Source organism: Amphritea sp., assembly GCF_048266285.1.
GTDB lineage: Bacteria > Pseudomonadota > Gammaproteobacteria > Pseudomonadales > Balneatricaceae > Amphritea.
On record NZ_JBLWZV010000023.1, the window covers coordinates 1 to 23,731 of the forward strand.

At 46.4% G+C, this 23,731-nt stretch carries 21 protein-coding genes; 11 read left to right on the forward strand and 10 right to left on the reverse strand.

What is annotated here, in order from left to right; translation table 11 throughout:
* Positions 1-470: 470 nt before the first annotated feature.
* The 3 genes from ACN0T0_RS17415 to ACN0T0_RS17425 are packed head-to-tail and all read left to right on the forward strand — an operon-like array spanning position 471 to position 2,342.
* Positions 471-1,082 carry a methylthioribulose 1-phosphate dehydratase gene (locus ACN0T0_RS17415; protein ID WP_417228005.1) on the forward strand — a complete coding sequence of 204 codons (612 nt, stop codon included), beginning with the start codon at positions 471-473 and terminating at the stop codon, positions 1,080-1,082.
* Positions 1,083-1,095: 13 nt separating this feature from the next.
* Positions 1,096-1,776 (forward strand): acireductone synthase, encoded by a 681-nt coding sequence (mtnC, locus tag ACN0T0_RS17420; protein WP_417228006.1) that lies wholly within the window; start codon positions 1,096-1,098, stop codon positions 1,774-1,776.
* 20 nt (positions 1,777-1,796) lie between these two features.
* The gene (locus tag ACN0T0_RS17425; RefSeq protein WP_417228007.1) at positions 1,797-2,342 is read left to right on the forward strand and encodes a 1,2-dihydroxy-3-keto-5-methylthiopentene dioxygenase; all 546 of its coding nucleotides are present in this window, start codon (positions 1,797-1,799) and stop codon (positions 2,340-2,342) included.
* 33 nt (positions 2,343-2,375) lie between these two features.
* On the opposite strand, the gene ACN0T0_RS17430 is transcribed toward ACN0T0_RS17425, so the two are convergent.
* The 5 genes from ACN0T0_RS17430 to ACN0T0_RS17450 form a co-directional block, all read right to left on the reverse strand.
* Positions 2,376-2,516 carry a 3,4-dihydroxy-2-butanone-4-phosphate synthase gene (locus ACN0T0_RS17430; RefSeq protein WP_417228008.1) on the reverse strand — a complete coding sequence of 47 codons (141 nt, stop codon included), beginning with the start codon at positions 2,514-2,516 and terminating at the stop codon, positions 2,376-2,378.
* A gap of 248 nt (positions 2,517-2,764) precedes the next feature.
* Entirely contained in the window at positions 2,765-4,378 is a 1,614-nt protein-coding gene (locus ACN0T0_RS17435) for a BCCT family transporter (RefSeq protein ID WP_417228009.1), read from the reverse strand.
* Positions 4,379-5,002: 624 nt separating this feature from the next.
* Positions 5,003-6,466 (reverse strand): NAD-dependent succinate-semialdehyde dehydrogenase, encoded by a 1,464-nt coding sequence (locus ACN0T0_RS17440; RefSeq protein ID WP_417228010.1) that lies wholly within the window; start codon positions 6,464-6,466, stop codon positions 5,003-5,005.
* Between the two features lie 210 nt (positions 6,467-6,676).
* A complete protein-coding gene (locus ACN0T0_RS17445; protein WP_417228011.1) occupies positions 6,677-7,060 on the reverse strand; it encodes a carboxymuconolactone decarboxylase family protein in 384 nt (127 codons plus the stop codon).
* A 12-nt stretch (positions 7,061-7,072) separates the two neighbouring features.
* Complete coding sequence (locus ACN0T0_RS17450; RefSeq protein WP_417228012.1) at positions 7,073-7,720, reverse strand: GntR family transcriptional regulator; 648 nt, start codon at positions 7,718-7,720, stop codon at positions 7,073-7,075.
* A 166-nt stretch (positions 7,721-7,886) separates the two neighbouring features.
* On the opposite strand from ACN0T0_RS17450, the gene ACN0T0_RS17455 reads away from it, so the two are divergent.
* The 5 genes from ACN0T0_RS17455 to ACN0T0_RS17475 are packed head-to-tail and all read left to right on the forward strand — an operon-like array spanning position 7,887 to position 12,760.
* Positions 7,887-8,486 (forward strand): amino acid synthesis family protein, encoded by a 600-nt coding sequence (locus tag ACN0T0_RS17455; protein WP_417228013.1) that lies wholly within the window; start codon positions 7,887-7,889, stop codon positions 8,484-8,486.
* Positions 8,458-9,279 carry an alpha/beta fold hydrolase gene (locus ACN0T0_RS17460; protein WP_417228014.1) on the forward strand — a complete coding sequence of 274 codons (822 nt, stop codon included), beginning with the start codon at positions 8,458-8,460 and terminating at the stop codon, positions 9,277-9,279. The genes ACN0T0_RS17455 and ACN0T0_RS17460 overlap by 29 nt, the downstream gene beginning before the upstream one ends.
* A gap of 10 nt (positions 9,280-9,289) precedes the next feature.
* A complete protein-coding gene (locus ACN0T0_RS17465) occupies positions 9,290-10,198 on the forward strand; it encodes a flavin reductase (protein ID WP_417228015.1) in 909 nt (302 codons plus the stop codon).
* A 19-nt stretch (positions 10,199-10,217) separates the two neighbouring features.
* Positions 10,218-11,249, forward strand: a complete 1,032-nt coding sequence (locus ACN0T0_RS17470; RefSeq protein WP_417228016.1) for an LLM class flavin-dependent oxidoreductase — start codon at positions 10,218-10,220, stop codon at positions 11,247-11,249.
* Between the two features lie 20 nt (positions 11,250-11,269).
* Entirely contained in the window at positions 11,270-12,760 is a 1,491-nt protein-coding gene (locus tag ACN0T0_RS17475) for an aldehyde dehydrogenase (RefSeq protein ID WP_417228017.1), read from the forward strand.
* Positions 12,761-12,837: 77 nt separating this feature from the next.
* On the opposite strand, the gene mtnA is transcribed toward ACN0T0_RS17475, so the two are convergent.
* On the reverse strand, positions 12,838-13,857 hold the full coding sequence (gene mtnA, locus ACN0T0_RS17480) for an S-methyl-5-thioribose-1-phosphate isomerase (protein ID WP_417228018.1): 1,020 nt from the start codon (positions 13,855-13,857) through the stop codon (positions 12,838-12,840).
* A gap of 175 nt (positions 13,858-14,032) precedes the next feature.
* Here mtnA and mtnK point away from each other — a divergent pair, with 175 nt between their 5' ends.
* Complete coding sequence (mtnK, locus tag ACN0T0_RS17485) at positions 14,033-15,238, forward strand: S-methyl-5-thioribose kinase (RefSeq protein ID WP_417228019.1); 1,206 nt, start codon at positions 14,033-14,035, stop codon at positions 15,236-15,238.
* Between the two features lie 424 nt (positions 15,239-15,662).
* Positions 15,663-17,513, forward strand: a complete 1,851-nt coding sequence (locus ACN0T0_RS17490; protein ID WP_417228020.1) for a protein kinase domain-containing protein — start codon at positions 15,663-15,665, stop codon at positions 17,511-17,513.
* A gap of 288 nt (positions 17,514-17,801) precedes the next feature.
* Here ACN0T0_RS17490 and ACN0T0_RS17495 read toward each other — a convergent pair whose 3' ends face one another.
* The 4 genes from ACN0T0_RS17495 to ACN0T0_RS17510 all read right to left on the reverse strand — a co-directional run bounded on the left by ACN0T0_RS17495 (position 17,802) and on the right by ACN0T0_RS17510 (position 22,014).
* A complete protein-coding gene (locus ACN0T0_RS17495; protein WP_417228021.1) occupies positions 17,802-19,187 on the reverse strand; it encodes a TRAP transporter large permease in 1,386 nt (461 codons plus the stop codon).
* Entirely contained in the window at positions 19,178-19,717 is a 540-nt protein-coding gene (locus tag ACN0T0_RS17500) for a TRAP transporter small permease subunit (protein WP_417228022.1), read from the reverse strand. Before ACN0T0_RS17500 ends, ACN0T0_RS17495 begins: the two co-directional genes overlap by 10 nt.
* 71 nt (positions 19,718-19,788) lie before the next feature.
* Positions 19,789-20,859, reverse strand: coding sequence for a TRAP transporter substrate-binding protein (locus ACN0T0_RS17505; RefSeq protein ID WP_417228023.1), 1,071 nt, complete (start codon positions 20,857-20,859; stop codon positions 19,789-19,791).
* A gap of 201 nt (positions 20,860-21,060) precedes the next feature.
* A complete protein-coding gene (locus ACN0T0_RS17510; RefSeq protein ID WP_417228024.1) occupies positions 21,061-22,014 on the reverse strand; it encodes a LysR family transcriptional regulator in 954 nt (317 codons plus the stop codon).
* Positions 22,015-22,232: 218 nt separating this feature from the next.
* On the opposite strand from ACN0T0_RS17510, the gene ACN0T0_RS17515 reads away from it, so the two are divergent.
* On the forward strand, positions 22,233-23,633 hold the full coding sequence (locus ACN0T0_RS17515; RefSeq protein WP_417228025.1) for an FAD-binding oxidoreductase: 1,401 nt from the start codon (positions 22,233-22,235) through the stop codon (positions 23,631-23,633).
* The last annotated feature ends 98 nt before the right edge of the window (positions 23,634-23,731 follow it).

A 23,731-nucleotide genomic window follows, 5' to 3' on the forward strand; every position in this document is an offset into this window, starting at 1 on the left:
GAAAATTTCTTTGCGTGTTTTACGACGCTTATTGTTGAATTCACTGTCGGCAAAAGTAAGTTGATGTGACATGGTCAGGCTCGAAGGTTAAAAATTAATTGTCTCATGGGAAGGACTTATTCGCATCTTCCCTAGTTATTCAATGCAGTATATGGCGATTACTAAAAGCGGCAAAAAGGATAATTTGGTACTCAATAGCTATATGCAAAGCCTGCAAAGTACTAACGAGTAATATTGTCTCTGCCCCTCGTCAACGCGGTTCTCTACTCTGACCTTAGCCCTCAAGCTAGTCGTTAGATTTGTCGCATGACCTCGTTTTATCATCGATTACTCCGCAAGTATCGTTAAAATCCCCTTTAACTCATCTCTGCTTCGATCGATACCGGTGCTCTTTTTCATCTCGCCTTAGATTTGTCGAGGCGCAAAAATCGAGTACACTAAGCCACCATTTTTAGACTGAGTAATGATGCATGCAGGCACTTCTTTCAGCGGCGCTTATCGATGCTGGCGGTTGGATTGATCGTCAGGGTTGGTGTCCAGCCACGGGCGGAAATTTTTCGGCGCGGCTAGGCGATGAGTTGGCTTTGGTAACGGCTTCTGGACGGCATAAAGGGCGCTTAACGTCAGATGATCTGCTGCGCGTTGACCTGCAGGGGAATCCGCTTGCTACCACGTTAAAGCCCTCTGCAGAAACATTGTTACATACGCGGTTGTATCAGTTGGATCAGCAGATCGGTGCGGTGTTACATACACACTCGGTCGCGTCTACGGTGTTGTCCCGTCTGGCAACTGGCGAGTGGCTGACGATCTCTGGTTATGAGATGCAAAAATCCCTAGCGGGAAACACCAGCCATGAGGCGGCCATCCAGTTGGCGGTGTTTGATAATACCCAAGATATGCAGTCGTTAGCCGAGCAACTTGCAGCGCGTTGGCAGCAATCACCACTGAGTTGGGGATTCCTCGTGCGTGGCCACGGTCTCTATGCTTGGGGTAAGGATATCGCAGAAGCACGTCGACATCTTGAAGGGTTAGAGTTTCTGTTTGCCTGCGAGTTAGAGATGCGCCGGTTGGCGGTGAAATAAGGATGTATAGAGTATGACGATCAAAGCGATCTTAACCGATATTGAAGGCACCACCACCGATATTAATTTTGTGCATAAGGTGTTGTTTCCCTATGCCTATGAACATCTGTCCGATTATCTACGCAGTCACGCAGATGGTGAGACAGTGCAATCTATCTTAACGGAGGCCCGTGAAGTATTAGGGCAACCGGATGCCGATGTAGAGACGCTGATCAGCGCATTTTTAAACTGGATCGAGCAGGATAAAAAAGTCACCGCGCTGAAAAACTTGCAAGGGCTGATTTGGGTCAACGGCTATGAGAATAAGGATTTTAGGGGTCACTTGTATGATGATGCCTATGAATATTTACAGCGCTGGAGACAGCAAGGGCTAGCCCTGTATGTGTTTTCATCTGGCTCGGTTAAGGCGCAAAAACTGTTGTTCGGTCACAGTGATTTTGGTGATCTGACGCCTCTATTCAGTGGCTATTACGACACCCATATTGGCCATAAACGGGAAGCTTCTGCTTATCGCAAGATCGCCGAGGATATCGGTTTGCCAGCCACTGAAATACTGTTTTTATCGGATATAGTCGAAGAGTTGGATGCGGCCCGAGAAGCGGGGATGGCAACGGTTCTGTTGGCTCGGGATGAACCGGTTGTCAGTGACCATCCGGTGGTCGAAAATTTTCAGCAGATAGCGTTGAACGCATAGTTAAACAAGAGGATTCAGACGTGAGTGAATTACGTATATATCAGGATGACAAGCCGCAACAACCCTTAAGTGTTACCTGTGATGCTGCTGACATTAGCCAACAATTGGCGAACGTAGGGGTACGGTTTGAGCGTTGGCAAGCCGCCCAGCTAATCAGTGCTGGCAGTCAAGCTGACGAGATTTTGGCTGCCTATGCTGCTGAGATTCAGCGACTTAAAGATGAACAGGGTTACATCACGGTTGATACCATCAGCCTCGCCAGCGATAACCCCGCCAAAGATGAACTGCGGCAGAAGTTTTTGAGTGAACACACCCACAGCGAAGATGAAGTACGCTTCTTTGTACGGGGCGAGGGGATCTTCTACCTACATATCGAAGATAAGGTGTATAGAGCGCTGTGCTGTAAAGATGATCTGATCTCGGTGCCCGCCAATACCCCTCATTGGTTTGATATGGGGCCAGAGCCTGATTTTACGGCGATTCGACTGTTTAATAATCCCGAAGGGTGGGTGGCTAACTATTCCGGTAGTGCGATTGCCGATCAGTTTCCTAAGTTTGATGACTAAATTTTGAGGGGAGGTTTGGGAGATTTGATAGCGTTAGCGATGGCATAAACTCCAGTATGCTGGGCTATCTGTCTGTATCGCCATGAAATTAATATTGTTAGGTGTGACCGCTGATCCCACCATAACAAGATCTCCTTCATTCTCTCGATCTTCATCATCGACTAAAATGACCATCCGACCTTAACGGATATCCCCAATAATTTCTTCGCTGTTATTAAATTGCATTTTGGTTACTCACTTGATTTTTAAGATACCTTGAGTTGGCTTTATATCTCTATCACTGAGAGAGTGATGGGCGATAGAGTGTGGATACCAGCAGGCTGAAAAGACTTAATCGAGCACAGAACGCGCAGTACTGTGATGTGAAACGATTCCATCATTCTAGTGTTGATGGAATCGTTTGATGAGACGAACAGTTCGCTTTAAGCTTTTGCTTCGCTAGCGAGGAATGCTTTTTTCTCGTTATTTTCGTTCTTGGGCGAGGTGGGATAAACCACGCCGTTGGCTTCATCATTGAGTCCCTTTACGAATGCGGCGCACATAAAGAGAAGAACAATTGAGAACGGTAGAGCTGCGGCAATTGAGGCTGTTTGCAGCGCTTTAAGTCCACCTGCCATCAGTAGTACGGCAGAGACTGCACCAAGACCAAGGCCCCAGATAATACGGAAGCGTTGAGGAGGATTTTTATCACCGACTGAAAGGATGGTACAGATCACCAGCGTTCCTGAGTCCGCTGAAGTAACGAACCAAGTGATGATCATGAACGTTGCCAATGCAGACATGGGCCATGTTAACCACTCCACGCCAATGGACTCAATGGTCTTGTAGAGTGCTAGGGTCATATCGTTATTAACGGCTTCAACGATACCGCCAGCGCCATACAATTCGATGTGGAGTGCAGTGCCACCAAAAATAACGATCCACAAGAATCCGCCTAATGGGGGAATGGTTAACGCGGATAATAAGAATTGACGAATCGTTCGGCCGCGGGAAATACGAGCAATGAACATACCAACCAGAGGACCCCAAGATAACCACCATCCCCAATAGAAGATTGTCCACCAGCCTTGCCACTGGCGTTCAGGGTTAGGGTCAGTCCAGAATCCCATTGGAATCAAGTTCCACATGTAGTCGCCTACACTTGTGGTGAATAAACCTAGTAAAAATACGGTAGGGCCAGCCAGTAGGAAGAAAAGAATCAAGATAGAGCTGATGCGCATGTTCCAAATGCTGAGAAATTTAATGCCTTTCTCAACACCTGAGACAGCTGATAATGTGCCAATCACTGAGATAATGGCAATCAGGATAACCTGCGTAGTTGTCGATATTTCAAGGTCGAATAGGTAGTTTAGCCCTGCGTTCATTTGGGATACACCTAAACCTAAGGTTGTCGCTGTACCAAATAATGTACTGAATATTGCTAGCAGATCTACGGCATGACCGATCGGGCCATAAATACGATCACCTAACAGAGGGTAGAGCGCTGATCGAACAGTGAGGGGCAAGCCTCGACGATAAGCGAAGTACGCCAGAATCAGGCCGACCATGATATAGATAGCCCAGCCATGTAAACCCCAGTGAAATAGGGTAATGCGCATAGCCATTTGTGCAGCTTCAGCCGTACCGGCAGTAATACCGGCCATTTCTATAAAGGGGTTACCCTGAAAGTGGAAGATTGGCTCTGCAATACTCCAAAATAAAATGCCGGTACCAATCGCACAGCTGAACAGCATCGAGAACCAAGTAACGAAGCCGAATTCTGGTTTTTCATCGTCTTTACCTAAGCGAAGATTTCCGAAACGGCTGAAGGCTACCCATATCGAGAAAAACAATACCAGGCTGACCACTGTAATGTAATACCAGCTCAGTGTTGCTTGGATCCAATTTTTGACATCGCTATAGATTCCATTAGCGAAATCTACATTGAGAACGGTGAATAGCACAAAGGCTAATACCATTGCTTTAGAGGCGATCCCCATCCCTGGGTGTATCCCATGGAAGAAGCCCTCACGAGCTATGATTTTTCCGGGCTGCATGTGGCATATCCCCTTAATTTTTTTTATTAATTGATGTCTGTTCTTACTTTCTTGGAAAGAGAGAAAGAGACAAACGCGGATAATCTTTTGTTGCTGTATTATGGTATACCATAATACAAATACGCGATCAAATGCTATTTGTTGCCGTTAAAAGACTGGTTAGACCTAAGAAAAAAAACAAAAGTATTATTTTGAAATTATGATTTGTTACGTATCTATATGTTTTTAAATATAAAAATTAATACCGATTTATTTCTGACTAGCTAAAGGGTTTAGGCTGGCAACGGTTAATATTTATCGATAAATAATGTGACGGTTGGCGTGTTGTTCGAGCCGGAGTGGACAACAATCGATGTTGTCGGCCCGAGAGAATACGGGCAAAGATGGGTAGGGGGATCAATACTAGTGAGCTTTCGTTAGTTTGGTAATGATGCCGCTATTGAGTGATAGGGTTTGTTCTGCGCAAAGTCGATAAACCGCCTCGACGGCATCGCAAAAGTTTATATAACGTAGCTATGTCATCGTTGGCTGTGTAACAAGCTCTGAAGTCGTTCAGAGCTTGTTTTCCGGCGGGATGAGTTCTTCGAAGGCCTATTTAACCCGGTTGCTGCGAGGCTTTATGTGCTAAATATCGCCCATGCAAATGTATTTAATTTCAAGGTAGTCATCTACACCATACTTAGAGCCTTCGCGGCCTTGTCCTGATTCTTTCACACCGCCAAAAGGAATCACTTCAGAGCTGATAGACACTTCATTTATCCCGACCATACCGTAATCTATTGCTTCAGAAACTCGCCAAACACGGGATATATCTTTAGTAAATAGATAGGAAGCCAGACCAAATTCGGTCGCGTTAGCTATCGCTATCGCTTCCTCTTCTGTACTGAAGGTGAAGATCGGCGCAACAGGGCCAAAGATTTCTTCCTTAGCTATCCGCATATCGCTGCTTAGGTTCGCTAATACTGTGGGTTGGTAGAAGGTGCTCCCCATCGCGCCAATTTTTCCGCCGGTTGTCACTGTTGCGCCTTTAGCTTGCGCATCGACAACAAGTGAATGAACATTCGCAGCGGCTTTAGCGGTAATCAAAGGACCTAAGGTAGTAGAACTATCAAAGCCATTGCCTAGATTAAATGTATTCACTTTAGCGGTGAATTTTTCAACGAACGCATCATAAATGCTGTCCTGCACGATAATGCGGTTGGCACAAATACAGGTTTGTCCGGCGTTGCGGTACTTCGCTGCAATAGCGCCGTCTACTGCTTTGTCCAAATCGGCATCGGCAAATACTAAAACGGGTGCGTTGCCGCCCAACTCCATGGATGTACGTTTAACCGTCTGTGCACATTGCTGCATGAGCAATTTACCCACGGGGGTCGAGCCGGTAAAAGTGAACTTTTTAACGATCGGGTTGGATGTTAGTTCAGTACCTATTTCAGGTGCATTTAGACCCACCACCACATTAAATAATCCGGCAGGTATACCGGCTCGGTCTGCGAGTTCTGCGAGGGCCAGTGCTGATAACGGAGTTTCTGCCGCAGGCTTTAAGACAATAGCGCAACCTACCGCTAATGCTGGTGCGGCTTTGCGGGTGATCATTGCGTTGGGGAAATTCCAAGGCGTCACCGCAGCAACAACACCAATGGGTTGCTTGATAACAATGGAGCGTCGATCAGCAGTAGTATTGGGGATAACGTCGCCATAAATACGCTTCGCTTCTTCGGCGAACCACTCTATGAATGATGCACCGTAAGCCACTTCTCCTTTAGATTCAGAGAGTATTTTGCCCTGTTCCGCCGTCATAATGGTAGCTAAGTCATCTTGGTTTGCGATGACTAAATCAAACCATTTTCTTAATAAAACAGAGCGTTCTTTAGCGGTCATTTTTTTCCAAGACTGCATAGCCTGTTCCGCTATTTCAATGGCATAACGTGTTTCTATGACACCTAGATCTGCCACCTTCGCGATAACATTGCCTGTTGCTGGGTCTGTTACATCAAAGGTTTTACCTGACTCAGCATCGATCCATTGACCGTTGATATAGGCTTGTGTCTTTAATAATGAATTATCATTTAAATCTAAAATCGACATTTTTATTTTACTCATATGTTTTTGTTAGAGGTTGATGGTCTGTGTTATCTATTAAGCGTCCACAAGACAATGCTTCGAAGCCTTTTATTAGGCGTCAAAAAGTTATGAGACAGCCTTAAGCTTGTCCCAATAAAGTTGATCATCGTTTTTAATATGCTGAGGCGCAGCGAATAGGCAAGATTGTGCTGCGCCGTGTAAGGGGCAGGCCCTTTATGCTAAAAGATCGAGTTCTTCGAGAACATCTCTGGCGATTCTGAAACACTCCACCCCCTGTGGAACCCCACAGTAAATGGCAATAACATGAATAGTGGATCGAATTTCATCAACAGACACACCATTGGTGATGGCGCCACGTAGGTGAAGTTCCCATTCATGCATTTTTCCCAACGCTGCAATCATGGTGAGATTCATTAATGAACGGGTTTTTACATCAAGGGTGTCATCGCCCCAGCCAAAACCCCAGCACCACTCGGTCATTGCTTCTTGGAATGGTAAATTAAAGGCGTCAGCCTTGGCCAGATTCTTAGAGACGTAATCGTCGCCTAGAGTGGCTTTGCGTTTATTTAAACCCAATTCAAATAGTGCTTTATCCATTATGACCTTCCGTTATATTAGTTTGGATGCAATTTCAGCAGCCTCAGTAAGGTGCTTTTTACAGATCTCTTCGGCACGGTCGGCATCTTTCTGCTCAATCGCATCAATGATATTTAATAAATTTACAGGTCCTTTTGTTTTACGACCTGTGGAGCTCAGGGTTAGCGCACGTAATCTTGAAATACGCGCATTCAGGCGTTCGACTAAATCCCAAGAAACGTGTTTGCCGCCTGTGGTGAAAATGAGTTTATAAAACTCAGTTGTTAGCTTGAGAGCTTGCATAACGTCAGTGTTTTGCAGACAACTGGCAATCTGCTCGCGTAACTGATGTAACTTATCAATCACGGCTTTATCAGCATTTAAGGCGCAACTTCGTACAGCAGAACATTCCAACATAATCCGAATATCATAAATCTCTTTTACTTCATCACGGCTAATCGTGGCGACAATAAAGCCAGCGTTAGGTATACCCACGATTAATCGTTCGCTCTCTAAATGCCTAATACATTCTCGTACCACTGTACGGCTAACCCCCATGCTCTCGCATAATGTTCGTTCGACTAGTCGATCTCCCGGCTTGATGAGGTCGCTTGTGATTGCATCGCGCAGGGACTCTAAAGCATTTTCTTTCAGAGTCTTTGGTCTATCTACCTTTAACATACTGTCCATGATTCCATAAATTTAGACATGTAAAGCTCTCTTTATACAGCGGAGCACTAAGGCATCCAGATTACTATATTTCTGAACGTTTTGTTGCATGCGGTAAGATTATATGATTGTATACCATAATACAATAAACGTTGTTATTTCTCTGAGAGAGTATGAAATGAAGCCTGAAATTAGAAAAATCGTTAGTTTTGAAGAAGAAACCTTTATTGAAGGTTTTAAAGAAGCCGAAACACCGGTCCGCATGTTTGCGGTAGCGGCCGTGATTAAAAATCCATGGGCAGGTCGATATGTTGAAAATTTACGCCCTGAAATTTTGGCTTATGGTCCTGTTTTGGGCCAAATATTGACAGATAAAATCAGTGAGATGGCAGGTGGAGCTACCAATATTGAAGCATTCGGCAAAGCAGCCGTGGTTGGTCAAAATGGTGAGATAGAACATGCTTCTGCTTTAATTCATACACTTCATTTTGGCAATATTTTCCGCGAAGCCGTGCAAGCCAAATCATTCTTATCGTTTACGAATACTCGTGGCCCTGCGAATGCGCCCATTATGATTCCGATGATGGACAAAAATGATGGCGGCCGTCGTTCACATTATTTGACACTGCAATTCAATATTTCTGATGCACCGGGCCCCGATGAAGTTGTGATTGTGTTGGGCGGCTCTACAGGTGGTAGGCCTCATCACCGTATTGGTGATCGGTATCAGGAACTTCAGGAGTTAGGCCATGACATTGAAAACCCAGCAGCGGTTTAAGTCTGAGACCGGTCTTGCTTACCTCAAGACCGGCGTCGGTTCTCCCATCGTGTTAATACATGGTGTTGGACTGCGGGCGGAAGCTTGGCTTAATCAGGTGCCGGTACTGAGTGAGCATCACACGGTGTATGCCATTGACATGCCTGGGCATGGCGAAAGTGATTTATTGGCTGATGCGGATGCTGGTTTAGATGAATACGTCGATCTTATCGCCACGTGGATCCAAGCAGAGATTAAAGAGCCCGTTATTATGATGGGGCACTCGATGGGATCTATGATTGCGCTGAACTTTGCGGCCCGTTATAGCGGGATCTGCAGCGGGGTAGCCGCGCTGAACTCCGTTTATCGGCGCAGTCCTCAGGCTAAGCAAGCCGTGCAACAACGCGCGCTTGATATGATTGAAAATCCAGTACTGAGTAATGTTACGACGCCAATTTCACGTTGGTTTGATGATAACGCTAAAGGGTTTGAAAAGCAGATGGCTAGCCTCTGTGAACAGTGGTTGCTCGCTGCACCTGCAAAGGGCTATGCCCGTGCGTATCAGATATTTAGCCAAAATGATGGCCCTAAAGATGAGGCGTTAGCATCGCTCGAAATGCCGGCAATCTTCATTACAGGGGATGGGGATGCTAACTCATCTGGGGATATGTCAAAGCGTATGGCGGCAATTTGTCCTAATGGGCACTATGCCGTGATAGAGCATTCACGCCATATGGTACAGATGACACATCCTGATGAAGTTAACCAGTTGCTCGTCAAATTTGTAAAGCAATGCAGTATAAAAATAAAATAAGGAATCAGTTATGACTAATATTGATACCCGAGAACTACGTAATGCGTTTGGTTCATTCATGACCGGCGTCACAGTGGTCACGGCGGTGAGTGACTCAGGTGAAAAGGTTGGTTTCACGGCTAATTCATTCACATCTGTTTCTGTGAACCCTCCTTTATTGTTGGTGTGTCCGGCTAATAACTTATCAAGCTTTGATATTTTCAATACCTGCCAGCACTTTGCTGTGAATATTCTGGCTGAAGACCAACAAGATATTTCCAATACTTTTGCTAGCGCTAAAGGTGATCGTTTTGAGGGTATTTCTTGGCACAGTGATGAACATGGCTGCCCGGTTATTGATGATACGGTGGCGCACTTTTCCTGTACTACTTTTAGCAATAGTCCTGCAGGTGATCATATTCTGTTAGTTGGGCAGGTTAATGATTTTGCCGCGAATGAAAAACTAGGTTTGGGTTATGCTAAAGGTGGTTATTTCAGCCTAGGGATGGAGCATCGTGCAGAGGAACTTACCCATTCTCTCGATGGTGTTGTTGGCAGCATTATCGAATTTGATAATAAAGTGCTGCTAAGTAAAACGGATAAAGGCTATACCTTACCGCAAGTGGATATACGTTCTGAGCAAGGCTCACAAAAGAGCATACGTTTATTTCTTGAGAGTCAGGGATTAGATTGCGAAGTGGGTTCAGTTTATTCAGTCTATGAAAATCTAGACGCGCAAAAATTCACGACTTATTACCGAGCTAATGCCCTAAATGAGAAAGCGGGTGGGCTGGGTGAGTATATTGATATCGATAAGATATCGGATCTCAAGTTTGTTTCTTCTGATATACAAAGCATGTTGCAGCGATTTGTTCTTGAAAAGCAAAACGGCGTGTTCCGTTTATATGTCGGTGATAATCAAACCGGCGAGATCCACTAAATAAAACGGGAGTGATGTAATGAAGTTTTCGTTATTTGCACATATGGAACGGGTTGACGAAGAGCAAACTCAAGTCCAATTATATGAAGAGTTTTTATCATTATGTGATATGGCTGATAAAGGCGGGATGTGTACGGTATGGACAGGTGAACACCATGGGATGAATTTCACCATTGCACCTAATCCGTTTCTTAATTTAGTCGATTTAGCACATCGCACAAAGCATATTCGTTTAGGAACAGGTACGGCGGTTGCACCCTATTGGAATCCTATAAAACTGGCGGGTGAAGCTGCCATGACGGATATTATTACGCAGGGTCGTCTAGAACTGGGTATTGCACGAGGCGCATATTCCTTTGAGTATGATCGCATGGTGCCGGGTATGGATGCTTGGGAAGCGGGTGAGCGCCTTAGAGAAATGGTTCCTGCAATCAAAGGGTTATGGGCAGGTAATCATACACAAACAGGTAAGCATTATAACTTTCCTGAAACGACGTCTGCGCCTAAACCATTATCAGAGAAAGGCCCTCCTATCTGGGTTGCTGCAAGAGATATTAATAGCCATGAATTTGCCGTTGAAAATGACTGTAATGTGCAAGTGACACCGTTGTGGCAGGGCTTGGATGAGGTAGAAGGCTTGATTAGTAAATTTAATCAGGCCTGCGAAACCTATAATAAACGCCCTAAGATTATGATTTTGCAACATGCCTACGTGGGTAAAGACGAAGCGGAATTGGCGCGTGCGGCAAAACAGTTAAATGAATTTTACTGCTATTTTGGTGCTTGGTTTAAAAACGAGCGGCCGATTGATCAGGGCTTAATTAAGCGCTTAAGTCAGGCTGAAATTGATGCGCATCCTTTTTACTCTGCTGAAAAAATACGCAAGGACCTGATGATTGGTACATCAAAGCAAATTATCGATCGGTTAAAACACTATCAGGATTTAGGTTATGACGAGTTCTCCTATTGGTCCGACTCGGGTATGAGCCGAGAACAAAAAGAAACGTCGCTTGCGCGCTTTATTGATGAAGTGATGCCCGCCTTTACCTAATATTTTGGATGAGACAGACCATGACAAATAATAACTTACCTCATTACCAGTTGCTGATTGATGGTGCTTGGGTCGAAGGCTTCGATAATCAGGTGATGCACAGTACCAATCCCGCTAATGGCGAAACATGGGCAACCTTTGCCTGTGCCAATAAAGAGGATGTCGATCGCGCTGTGAAAGCGGCTAGGCGGAATCTGAATAGCGGTCCTTGGGCGAGTATGAATGCGACTCAACGGGGGGCAATGCTTTATCGTTTAGCCGATTTAGTCGAAAAAAATGCGCAAAAATTAGGTGAGATTGAAACAACGGACAGTGGGAAACTAGCGGCTGAGACAGTTAGCCAATCCAGTTATGTTGCCAGTTATTATCGATATTATGCCGGCCTAGCCGATAAAATCGAAGGGGCAACACTGCCCATCGATAAGCCGGATATGCATGTATTTACCACCCCTGTGCCGATTGGCGTTGTAGCGGCGGTGGTGCCGTGGAATGCGCAGATGTTTTTGACGGCCTCTAAGCTAGGCCCTGCGTTGGCAGCCGGTTGTACAGTGGTATTAAAAGCATCTGAGTTAGCCCCGGCACCGTTATTCGAACTGGGTAAGTTAATTAAAGAAGCGGGTATTCCGGATGGTGTTGTCTCAATCATCACTGGTGACGCTGCTAATTGTGCCATCCCGTTAACATCACATCCTGATATTGATCGTCTTGCATTTACGGGGGGACCAGAAACAGCCAAGCATGTGATTCGTAATACCGCTGAAAACTTTGCCGTCACTTCTTTGGAACTGGGTGGTAAGTCACCGATCATTGTCTTCGATGATGCCGACTTGGAAAGTGCTGCCAATGGCCTAATTGCGGGTAATTTTGGTGCTTCTGGGCAATCTTGTGTGGCAGGCTCTCGGGCTTTTATTCAGCGTTCAATACTGGCAGAGCTATGCGATAAGATAGAACAAAAAGCCAAGCAGATTGTGATGGGCGACCCTCAATCCAGTCGTACCCATATCGGTCCGTTGTGTACGTTTGCTCAGGTCGAGTGTATTGAAACGACGTTGGCTAAGGCTGTTGAGCAGGGTGCTAATATTCGTTTTGGTGGTAAGCGTGCGCCACAGTATGGATCAGAAAACTACTTTGAGCCGACAATGGTGGAGTGTCCGCACGATCAGATCGAAACACTTAAAACTGAGATGTTTGGTCCGGTGATGTCGATTGTTGCGTTTGATACGGAAGAAGAAGCCATAGCGATGGCAAATGACAGTGTTTATGGTTTAGGTTCCGGCGTATTTACGCAGAATATTGCTAGAGCGCATCGCGTATCCAGCAAGATACAGTCTGGTATTTGTTGGGTAAATACTTATCGGGTCACGTCACCGATTGCGCCCTTTGGTGGTATCAATCAATCGGGGTATGGTCGCGAAGCGGGTGTGCAGGCAGTGCTAGATTACGTTAGAACTAAAACCACGTGGATTAATACATCCTCCGAGCCGATGAGTAACCCTTTTGTAATACGGTAATTTATCGGTGCCGTTCGGCCTCTATTGCTTGCCATTATCAGCGACTCTCAATTGAGAGTCGCTTTTTATTATCTGTATTAAAGGGTTGTTAATGCGCCAGCTACTATCTGCTCTGGGCGATAAACACCTGTATCGAGAATCCATCCACTGACCAACTTAGCGGGGGTAACATCGAACGCCGGGTTATAAACCGGGGTGCTATCCGGTGCCCAATTGACCTTGCCAAAACTACCACTGACACCTTGAACTTCAGCGGGGTTGCGCTGTTCGATAGGGATAGCACTGCCATCGGGGCAGTTTGCATCGACGGTGGTGTAGGGGGCAACTACATAGAAGGGCACTTGGTGATACTGTGCAATCACCGCTAGCGAATAAGTGCCAACCTTGTTGGCAAAATCGCCATTCGCGGCGATGCGGTCAGCACCCACGAGAATTACATCGACCTTTCCTTGCGCCATCAATAGGGCGGCCATGTTATCGCAGATCAGCGTATGAGAGACGCCGAGCCGATCCATCTCCCAAGTGGTTAAACGGCCTCCTTGCAATAATGGACGGGTTTCATCGACCCAAACATGCAGCGCTTTACCTTGCTGTTTAACCGCGCCGATCACGCCGATAGCGGTGCCAACCCCAGCGGTAGCCAGGCTGCCGGTATTACAGTGGGTTAAGATATTGGCTCCATCGGCAATCAGATCGGCACCTAAGTCTGCCATGCGTTGGCATAAGGCGATATCTTCATTAAACAGCTGCTCAGCGCAGTGGCTTAGCGCCGTAGGGCCTTGCTCCGTCAGTGTTGCCAGCATTCGGTCGATACAGATCATCAGGTTAACCGCTGTTGGCCGTGCAGCACGTAAACGTTCGGCATCAGCGCGCAGTGAAGCGGCGCTAGCGCCCTGTTCTGCTAGGTGGGCCAGTAAAAGGCTTGCACCGATACCAATTAACGGTGCCCCCCGAATCTGCAGTTTTTTAATCATCGCGATCATTGTATCGGCGCTATCGCAGGGCAACCACTGTTCACGGTGGGGGAGTTGATGCTGATCGAGTATAAGCAGCGTCCCTTGTTGATATTTTATACTGGTGGCCAATAGATCTTTCATGGGGGTTACTCGGAAGACATTTAAGGTCGCCTAAGTTATCAGGAACCGTTGAGTCAGAAAAGGGGTATGCAGAGGCAAAACGATTTGCCACAATGCAATCATCTCATCAGCACGTGCTGTTTTGAGTTAAGCCCTTATATTGCTTTTTTACATAGCTGCGGAAACCAAGATAAAAATGAGTTTTAGACAATTTTCATCTGATGCTGATGTGATCGCATTTGCGCGCCAGCACAGCGATCTATTGAGTGCCGATGAACCTTTGCGGGTCGAGGAAATCGGTGATGGCAATATTAACTTTGTCTACCGGGTGTCCGGTGCCAGCACCAGCCTGATTATCAAACAAGCGCTACCCTATATCCGTATTATTGGTGAGGGCTGGCCACTGTCGCAGGATCGCATACGCATCGAAGCCGAAGCATTGCAGTTGGAGGCAAAGCATTGTCCTGACCTAGTGCCTGAGGTGTACCACTATGATGCAGAGCAGTGCGCCATCGTAATGGAAGATATCAGCGCTTATGACAATCTTCGGAATGTGATGGTGGCTCGTCAGAAGCTGCCTCTGTTAGCGGAACATCTAGGCCGTTTCTTAGCCGATACCCTGTTTTATACCTCCGATCTGTATTTGGATGCCCATGCGAAAAAAGCGTTGGTGAAATCCTTTATAAACCCGGATCTATGTAAGATTTCCGAGGAGCTATTTTTCTGGGACCCTTACTGTGACCATGAGCGCAACAGTATCAACGAATACCTGCGCCCAGATGCCGAAAGGTTATGGCAGGATGAAGCACTGAAGCTGGAAGTTGCACAGCTGAAGATGAAGTTCCTTAACCAAGCCGAGGCGTTGCTGCACGGTGATCTCCATGCGGGTTCGGTGTTTGCTAATGCGTCGGGCTGCAAGATTATCGATCCTGAATTTGCCTATGTTGGCCCGGCCGGTTTTGATATAGGTTCCATCATCGGTAACTATGTGTTGAATATTGCCGGGCAGTCTAATTTGCCGGGGGATCAAGCTGAGCGTCAAGACTATCAACAGTGGCTACTCGATGGCATCAATATTCTGTGGAATACGATTGCGCAACGGTTTCGACAGCATATACGTGACGAAACGACAGACCCAAGCCTGCAGCAAGCAGCATTTGCCGATTGGTATCTGTCGAGCTTGTTAGCCGATAGTCTGGGCTATGCGGGCACTGAAGTGATTCGTCGTACGATTGGTTTAGCCCATGTGCTGGATATTGAATCGATTGAAGATGCTCAACAACGAGCAGAATCCGAGCGCTTGGCACTGACATTGGGGCAACTGCTGATTAAAGAACGCGCCAGCTTTAGCCATATTGAAGCATTGACCGCCAAGCTGGCGGAACAGCTATTTTGTCACTAGGGTAGGTTTTAACAAGTCGTCATACATATAGTTATGATGGCTTTTATTTTTTTTGTACAAGGCAAAGAGTATTCTTTGGCTGTACTTGTTCGGCTATTTTTTATGATAAGCCACTTGATGGAGTAGGCTTTCCGTAGTGCCAATTTCAGACATCGTTGCAATTAATGACTTCAACAGTGTATCTGACGCTTCATAAAAGTTAGGGAAGGTGCGATTAAGAAGTTGCAAAACACTCAACCTCTCTCTAGATGGTCGGTGGAAACCTCATTGCTTCAGCCTATTGTGGCAGTTGTACCTTGAAAGTGCTCCGTTGAGACTATTGGATCTTTATCGTGCTTTAGTTGCGCCAATGATGTGGGATTAGGTTTGAGAAATGGAGCATATGCTCTCTTGAAGTTTATCGTTTTAGATGTGGGTAGTCAGGATGGAAAAGCCGAGTTTTAAACAGTTTTACATTCCAGAAGATCAGTCGATCTACCTGCTTAGTCATAATGATGCACGTAAGCTCAAGGAGTGGTTTAGTCTCTGTCAAGAACAGCTAGAACAGCTGGGCTATCGTAATATTGAAATGATTGGCAAGGGGGCGTTCGCGTTTGTGTTTGGTGGGATCAATCGCCAGGGACGGGAGCTGGTATTCAAGTTTTCCCGCATCACTCTGCCACAACATGTGCAAGACCGTTTGGAGGAAGAAGCTTTCATACTGTCACAGATTGATCACCCACGGGTACCCAAACTGATCGAATTTCAGCGCATCGGTCGTCAGGCGATTATGGTGATGGAGCGTGCGCCGGGGCTGGACATGGAAAAACTAGCGCTACAGAGCGGGCCTCTGTCACCACGATTACTGGTGCATATCGCCAAGCAGCTGGTCGATATTCTTCATGCCCTGCGAGGTGCTTCCATACGTTCCCAACGTCCATTAGTACACGGTGATATTAAACCATCGAATATTATCTTTGATCCGCTCACAGAGCAGATCTGTCTTGTTGATTGGGGCTCATCAGTCTTTGCTCAGCTTGATGAAACGAATCAGCATGTCAGTGTTAATGTGATGGAGTTGATGTCGGATGATCTGCAGCACAGTAATGCCCGTCTTGGTGATGTCTACTTTATTGGTGAGGAGCAGATTAATGGCGGTCTTTCTTCCCCCCGGTTTGATGAGCAGGGTGCGGCCGCAACGCTTTATGCATTAGCGTCAGGGCAGTCTAGTCGATTCGGTCACCATGTGATTCCCCCTACATCGTTAGGGCTACCTCAGGAGATCGCGCGGGTTATGGATCGGCTACTTGATGATGATCCTCACGTACGCAATCAAGCAGGTGACTATTGGCTGAGGAATATGGCATCGATCAGTCGATTGCTGCTGATTGATTTCAATAAGAAGTCGTTGCAGCCTCTAATACCTGTGTGGGTCCACCCCCAGACAAAGATAATGGATTCTGTGGTATACAGCTCCCGTAAAGCGTTTTTAAAGGAGGAGGGAGTTGAGAGTCAATTTATGGATATTGATGATGTTCAGTTTGATCGATATTACAAAAACTTTCTCCAGGGGATGGGGGATACCGAAAAGGCATTTCTGGCTGCGGTAAGTAGACTGGGAAAATTCCCAGTGGTCGGTGGTCTAGCAGTGCGTTGGGAAGCTGACGGTGTGTATATCGATTCTAGTCTTAATCTATACAACCCATTGCAACGGGAAGCCTTTGTGGCAACGGTCAATAATCTGGTCAACCTGGCCCGCTCTGTCTATCGCAAGGGGATATTCAAGAGTTGCTTGTTCGACGCCCGTTGCACTTTGCATATTGAACGCGAATACTGTGAAGATGCGTTTATTCCAGCACCCGAACAGCGGATTCCTTTCGAGGTGGCGGTGATCCCTAATCTTGATGGCAAAAGTCGGTTGCATTCTTATTTCGAGGATGGCCGAGATCCAGAAGAGAATTTAGAACTGCCTGCTTCTATCATTGCTGCCATTAAACAGCTTAATCAGCTTCATCATACCGGGTTGATCATCTTCGAAAGCATGTCGTTGCATCTTAAGGTGCATAGTCAGTTTACACTACTCAATCCTGTTCAAGAGGCTGAGTTTATAACCTGCTTGCAGCAGATTATTTTAGCGATACCACAGATACGAGGACTGGGGGTGGCAGGTTTTATGAAAATGCCTTATAAAGACACCCGCTTCTTCAGTCATATCGAACGACAGCCCGAACGCTTCTATCCGCGCAATCCTAAACGTCTGGCTAGCCTATCGTATGATAGTGATCATCCTGACTGATGATCACTATCAACGGTTCATGGAGTGTGTGCCTATCATTGCCCAGTAATTACGGAGTCTGCGGCGATGAGTTGAAAGCTAGCCCGCATACTAGCAAATAATTCGCCCGTACGTTCTTGAGTGTTACCCGGTATAAAAGAAACCGCCTTCTGGCGGTTTTTTTGTGTCAGGACTCGCGGATGAGAATAGCAACTTCGGGCTGAGCGCAGTGAGACGTTAATAACGAGTGATCCGGCCCCTGAGGGAGGGGCCATTAATACAGATAAAAATTACTTTATCTGTACTGCTTTATCCATAAGCGATAGCTGGTAACCAGACGACTATCTGTGGCCATAATATCAATGCCATCAAGGCCAGCAGCTGTAGGATGATGAAGGGGATCACACCCTTATATATGTCGGCTAATTTCACTTCCGGCGGGCATACGCCTTTCAGATAAAACAGAGCAAAGCCCACCGGTGGGGTGAGAAACGAGGTCTGGAGTGTCATCGCTACCAACATCACAAACCATACCAATTCTGGGTTATCGACTACGCCGTAGCCATCGATATCTAGCCCCAGGGAACTGATAACCGGTGCCAGTAATGGCAGTATGATCAGCGTAATCTCGATCCAGTCGAGGAAAAATCCTAGCAGGAAGATGACAAATAAAACAAAAGCGATGATGCCGTAGGTGCCGAACGGTAGTCCCGTCAGGAAGGATTCGATTAGTTCATCTCCACCCAATTCGCGCAATACTAGAGCAAAACAGCTGGCACCGATAAAGATCATGAAGATATACGCCGTGGTGCCATAGGTACCATGCATGACCTCTTTAAGAACTCTAAAGTTGAATTTACGGTTGTACATCGCAAGTAGAGTGGCGCCTAATGCGCCAACGCCAGAGGCCTCGGTAGGGGTAGCAATACCGCCAAAGATAGAGCCAAGCACCACGAATATTAACAGCAGCGTTGGTAGCATCGCTTTCATCAGGCTGATGAAGGTGCGCATGCTTACCTGCTTGGCGTCGGGCGGTACCGGAGCAGAGTCGGGGCTGAGCAGACCGACGATAACGATATAGACGATATACATGGCGCCAAGCATCAGACCTGGGAATACCGCGCCCATAAATAGATCACCAACTGACAGGCCTAACTGGTCTGCCATGATAACCAGCATGATGCTGGGGGGGATAAGGATGCCGAGGGTGCCTGCCGAGGCGATGGTGCCCAACGCGAGTGGCTTGGAATAACCCTGCTGTAGCATTGATGGTAATGACATGACAGCTAGCAATACAACCGATGCCCCTATAATGCCGGTCGAGGCTGCCAGAATGATGCCAATAGCCATGACTGTGATGGCCAGACCACCACGGACTTTACCAAATAGCTCCTGCATCGACGCCATCAGTTTTTCAGCTACGCCGGATTTGTCTAGCATGATGCCCATGAAGATAAACATCGGCAGGGCTACCAGAATCCAGTTATCCATGATTTTATAGAGTCGGTTAACTATGAGTCCGAGGGTCAGAAAGTCGAGCCCAGTCATAGTATCCAGATAGATATCTGATAAGTAGCCAACGCCGGCAAAAATAACTGCAATACCACCCAGAACATAGGCTATTGGGAAACCGGTAAATAATAAAAGGATGAATGAAATAAACATCCCTACAACTAGTATTTCATTCATTTCCACGATGAATCTCCCCGAATCACTAGGGCAATATTGCGAATTAAACGTGATACAACAGCCAATCCCAACAACGAGAAACTGGTGGGTATTACCGCTTTGATTGCCCAGCGCCAGGGTAGCCCGGAAGGTGAAGAGGAGGATTCGTTGATGCGCCAGGCGTCGGCTACAAAATCAACGCTGTGGAATACGATGATCCCAATAAAGGGCAGGGCCAGCGTCAGGATGCCGATGATGTCTATAATATATTTCGTCCGGGTATGCAGGCCTGCATAAAGTAAGTCGACGCGGACATGAGCGTTATTAACCTGAGCGTAGGAAACGCCGAACATAACGCCGATGGCGTATAAGTGCCATTGCAGCTCTTCAAGGGCGATTAGACCATGTGAGAAGCCTTTGCGTAATGCAACTTGCAGGACAATTACCAGAATCAATACAACATAGACCCAGGCGATCAGTTTACCGATTTTTCGTATAGCGTTATCGATAGCATCAGCGATTGGGATAATGGGCGTTTCGTGTTTGGGGACAGTCACGGCAGAAGTCTCTCTTACTGAAAAATAAAAGAGCGCTGGTTCAGCGCTCTTGATTGTCGCTGTAGTTAGATTTACAACGCTTCAGGTTTATCCGTAGGTAGGTAGCCGTTGCTCTTCCAGAGCTTGTAGTTGGTGCGAAAGGCGCTCATGTCCTGCCAGACTTCTTTGAAGAAAGGGTTTGCCGCGCTTTGTTCAGAAGCGACTTCGTGCCACGCGGTTTTAAACGTATTCAGCATTGTATCGTTCCAGTAGCGCAATTCGGCTCCGTTCTGTTGCGCTTCCTGCATCGGCTTGAACTGGCTGGCCTCGCCTTCAGCTAAGGAGTCGGTAATCGCTGATTTACATGCAGTTTCGATCAGTGCTTGCTGTTGTTCAGAAAGAGAGGTCCAGGTGTCCTTGTTGATCAGCAGTTCAAGCAGGGTAGACTGTTGATGCCAACCAGGAAAGTAGTTGTATTTAACGACTTTATGAAAGCCCAGCTTCTGATCGATAACGGGTAGTGAAAACTCAGCAGCATCAACGGCACCTTTTTCCAGAGCTCCGAATATTTCGCCCCCAGGAAGTTTAACGACACCAACCCCGAGTTTTGACATTACGTCAGCACCCAGTCCGTAAAAGCGCATGTTCATCCCTTTGAGATCTTCGGGCTTATTGATGGGCTTGGCAAACCAGCCAGATGTTTCAGGTGGTAGCACGCCACAAACCAGAGCTTTTACGTTAAATCCACCCTCATCATACATCCGCTGATACAGCTTCATACCATTGCCCTGATACATCCAAGCCAGATATTCCCCGGCTTCAGGCCCGAAAGGAACGGAAGAGAAGAGCGGTGCTGCGGGTAGTTTTCCCTGCCAATAGCCAGCGGCTGCAAATCCAGAATTAACCTTGCCGTTGGAAACAGCATCGAGAATTTCAGTTGGGGATACTAGTTTGCCTGGGTCGTAAAGCTTAACTTTGATATCGCCCCCGCTGATGGTCTTGAGGGTTTCGCTAAACGTCGTTGGCGTTGTACCAATTACCGGCAAACTGCTTGGAAATGCAGTGGGGGTTTTTAACAGAAGTTTGGATCCCGCTTGAGCACTTTGAATACCACAAGTGAGTATTAGAGAGGTGCCTAAAATTGCTGAAGCTACTGCTTTCATTCTTTTGTATCTCCGTATTCTTATTGTTATCAATTGGAGACTTAGGTTACAAATCCAGCATAAAAAAACTAATGCATAGTTCTAATGTTCTGATAATAAATACGAATAATCTTTTTAAAACAATAGGTTGCTTTGTATCAGTGGCGTTGTGAAGGTTAATATAGCCTCTTAGTCAGCAGTTCAGTTAGGGGTGCAGCGAGTTCAGCTGTTCGTTGAGCCCTGCATCGCATCTTTTAATAACTTCCTCAGCCAGCCAATACCGGGGTCTTTGTCCTTTCTAATATCCCAGAGTAAACATACTTTAAACGGATTTACCTCAAAGGGAAGAGAATAAAACTTCAGGGGGGTGCCTGGGCAGACAACTTTCGCTGCCGTTTCAGTGATGCAGGTAATGAGATTAGTACCGGGTAAAATGCGCGTCAGGGGCATGATCTGGGGACTCTTTGCAATGACCTTACGGGTTAAGCTAAGTTCCTCTAGCTTGATGTTGATCAGCGATGGCATATCTTCCCGATGAGCCATCACGATATGCGGATTGCCGATAAGGTCATCGATAGAGATGCAGTCGCCTGTACCGTATATACTGGAATCTGCAATGCAACCTATCCGGTCTTCGAAAAGGAATTCGTGATTTTTACCCTGTGGAGGATATTCAAGTAGTGCGATAGCGATATCCAGATCATTAGTACGTAAGATCTCATCAGACTGTTCAATTCTCGCCATTTTTACCGGGACAATATTGAAACTTACATTAGGCGCATGCTTTAACGCATGACTTATCAAATAAGGTTGAACAGTTTGATTCATGTAATCTGCCAACCCGATCTTAAACTCTCTGTTTGATGACCCCTGATTGAACTCGCTATTCATTGAAAGCGCCTGATCGAAACAGAAAAGTCCCTTTTCAATGGCGGCATCAATCTGATTAGCCGTTGGTGTGGGCTCCATCCCCTCTGCTGTCTTGATGAAAAGTTCGTCGTCAAAAAGTAAGCGTAATTTTTTCAATGAATGACTGACGGCGGGTTGACTCAGGCAAAGAGCACTGGCCGTTTTAGTCAAATGCCTATTTCTATAGAGCGTATAGAAAATAAGCATGAGGTTGAGATTGGTCCGGTTCAGCTTGGTGATCAGGTTTTCGTCTGGGTGGGAAATCATCAACAGCTGCCTATGAGTTATTATTCAAAATATGAATGTCTACATAAGAATAAATCATTTATCACCTTGATCTAAGCGATCTACTCTGTTTCGTCAATACTATGCACTTCGCTAAAGCAACTCAGTGTAAGCGAAATGCTATTGTAACCGCTAATGTTGTTAGATCGGTGCTGGATCATGGCTTGATGGCCGTAAGAAATAATTATGAGAACAAAAATATGACTGGAAGAAAAGAGAATACTTTGGCCCTGACCGCTCTTTCGGATGCTTTTGGTGAGCGTCTGATCACAAGCTCTGCTGTCAGACAGCATCATGGGTGCGATGAGTCTTGGCATTCGCCTACGTTGCCTGACGCGGTATTGATGGCCCATTGTACTGAGGATGTGGTCACCGCCGTAAAGATTTGTGCAAAGTATCAGTTGCCCGTTATTCCTTTCGGTATTGGGTCTTCGCTTGAGGGACAGGTTATCCCGCTTGAGGGTGGATTATCGATCGACTTTACCGAGATGAGTAAGGTATTGGAGATCAGGCCTGAAGATTTCGACGTGACCGTTCAGCCAGGCGTTACCCGTAAACAGCTGGGCCGCGAGTTGCGTGATGTCGGGCTGTTTTTTTCGGTCGATCCAGGTGCCGACGCTACTCTGGGCGGGATGACTTCTACCCGTGCCAGCGGAACCACAAGCGTGCGTTATGGCACGATGAGCGATAACGTTATTTCTCTTACGGTAGTTACGCCAGATGGCCGAGTTGTTCGTACCGCATCAAGATCCCGTAAGTCTTCAGCTGGCTATGATCTTACTCATCTTTATGTTGGATCAGAGGGTACTCTGGGCGTCATTACCGAGATCACTTTGCGTTTGCACCCGGTCCCCGAAGCGGTATCAGCGGCAGTTGTATCCTTTCCCGATATGGAGTCTGCGGTCAGTGCGGTTGTAACCACACTTCAGTATGCAGTACCGATTGCGCGCATTGAATTGCTGGATGAGCAGACGGTTGATGCCGTCAACCAATACATGAAAACCGACCACCCGGTACAACCTACTTTATTTCTTGAATTTCATGGCAGTGAAAGCGGCGTAAAAGAGCAGGCCGAACTGGTTGGTGATGTGTGTCAGGAGTTTGGCGGGGGGGATTTTGTATGGAAAACCCTGGAGGAGGACAGGAATGCATTGTGGGAGGCGCGTCATAACGGAGCGCTGGCTGCGATGAGCCTCAGACCTGGCCGCGAACTATTATCAACCGATGTCTGTGTACCTATCTCCCGTCTGGCTGAAGCGATCGCTGAGGCTAAGGCAGATCTGCTTGAAAATGATATCTATGCTGCATTGATGGGGCATGTAGGTGATGGCAACTTCCATTTCGTTATTCCAATGGATCGCAGCAATAACGAAGAGATGACCAAAATAAAGGCATTCTGCGATCGCCTGGCCCAGATGGCCATAAAGATGGATGGAACCTGTACCGGTGAACATGGAATAGGTATCGGAAAACAGCCTCTGTTAGAGCTTGAAATGGGAGACGGGGTTGATCTTATGCGCTCGATTAAGAAAGTGCTCGATCCAGATAATATTATGAACCCAGGGAAGATATTTAATGGAATAGCCGGTTCATCTTCTTAACAAAAACAGTTAGTTTAACACTGTCAAGATTTATTATTTGGCGGTGTATATCTATTCAGACGTTTAATTTATGTACTTAGTACAACTTGTATACCTGT

What these genes read in the sequence shown, in the direction of transcription:
- ACN0T0_RS17415 (WP_417228005.1), top strand. Translation starts at nt 471, where the DNA reads ATGCAGGCACTTCTTTCAGCGGCGCTTATCGATGCTGGCGGTTGGATT.
- mtnC (WP_417228006.1), top strand. Translation starts at nt 1,096, where the DNA reads ATGACGATCAAAGCGATCTTAACCGATATTGAAGGCACCACCACCGAT.
- ACN0T0_RS17430 (WP_417228008.1), bottom strand. Translation starts at nt 2,516, where the DNA reads ATGGTCATTTTAGTCGATGATGAAGATCGAGAGAATGAAGGAGATCTT.
- ACN0T0_RS17435 (WP_417228009.1), bottom strand. Translation starts at nt 4,378, where the DNA reads ATGCAGCCCGGAAAAATCATAGCTCGTGAGGGCTTCTTCCATGGGATA.
- ACN0T0_RS17440 (WP_417228010.1), bottom strand. Translation starts at nt 6,466, where the DNA reads ATGTCGATTTTAGATTTAAATGATAATTCATTATTAAAGACACAAGCC.
- ACN0T0_RS17445 (WP_417228011.1), bottom strand. Translation starts at nt 7,060, where the DNA reads ATGGATAAAGCACTATTTGAATTGGGTTTAAATAAACGCAAAGCCACT.
- ACN0T0_RS17450 (WP_417228012.1), bottom strand. Translation starts at nt 7,720, where the DNA reads ATGTTAAAGGTAGATAGACCAAAGACTCTGAAAGAAAATGCTTTAGAG.
- ACN0T0_RS17455 (WP_417228013.1), top strand. Translation starts at nt 7,887, where the DNA reads ATGAAGCCTGAAATTAGAAAAATCGTTAGTTTTGAAGAAGAAACCTTT.
- ACN0T0_RS17460 (WP_417228014.1), top strand. Translation starts at nt 8,458, where the DNA reads ATGACATTGAAAACCCAGCAGCGGTTTAAGTCTGAGACCGGTCTTGCT.
- ACN0T0_RS17465 (WP_417228015.1), top strand. Translation starts at nt 9,290, where the DNA reads ATGACTAATATTGATACCCGAGAACTACGTAATGCGTTTGGTTCATTC.
- ACN0T0_RS17470 (WP_417228016.1), top strand. Translation starts at nt 10,218, where the DNA reads ATGAAGTTTTCGTTATTTGCACATATGGAACGGGTTGACGAAGAGCAA.
- ACN0T0_RS17475 (WP_417228017.1), top strand. Translation starts at nt 11,270, where the DNA reads ATGACAAATAATAACTTACCTCATTACCAGTTGCTGATTGATGGTGCT.
- mtnA (WP_417228018.1), bottom strand. Translation starts at nt 13,857, where the DNA reads ATGAAAGATCTATTGGCCACCAGTATAAAATATCAACAAGGGACGCTG.
- mtnK (WP_417228019.1), top strand. Translation starts at nt 14,033, where the DNA reads ATGAGTTTTAGACAATTTTCATCTGATGCTGATGTGATCGCATTTGCG.
- ACN0T0_RS17490 (WP_417228020.1), top strand. Translation starts at nt 15,663, where the DNA reads ATGGAAAAGCCGAGTTTTAAACAGTTTTACATTCCAGAAGATCAGTCG.
- ACN0T0_RS17505 (WP_417228023.1), bottom strand. Translation starts at nt 20,859, where the DNA reads ATGAAAGCAGTAGCTTCAGCAATTTTAGGCACCTCTCTAATACTCACT.
- ACN0T0_RS17510 (WP_417228024.1), bottom strand. Translation starts at nt 22,014, where the DNA reads ATGATTTCCCACCCAGACGAAAACCTGATCACCAAGCTGAACCGGACC.
- ACN0T0_RS17515 (WP_417228025.1), top strand. Translation starts at nt 22,233, where the DNA reads ATGACTGGAAGAAAAGAGAATACTTTGGCCCTGACCGCTCTTTCGGAT.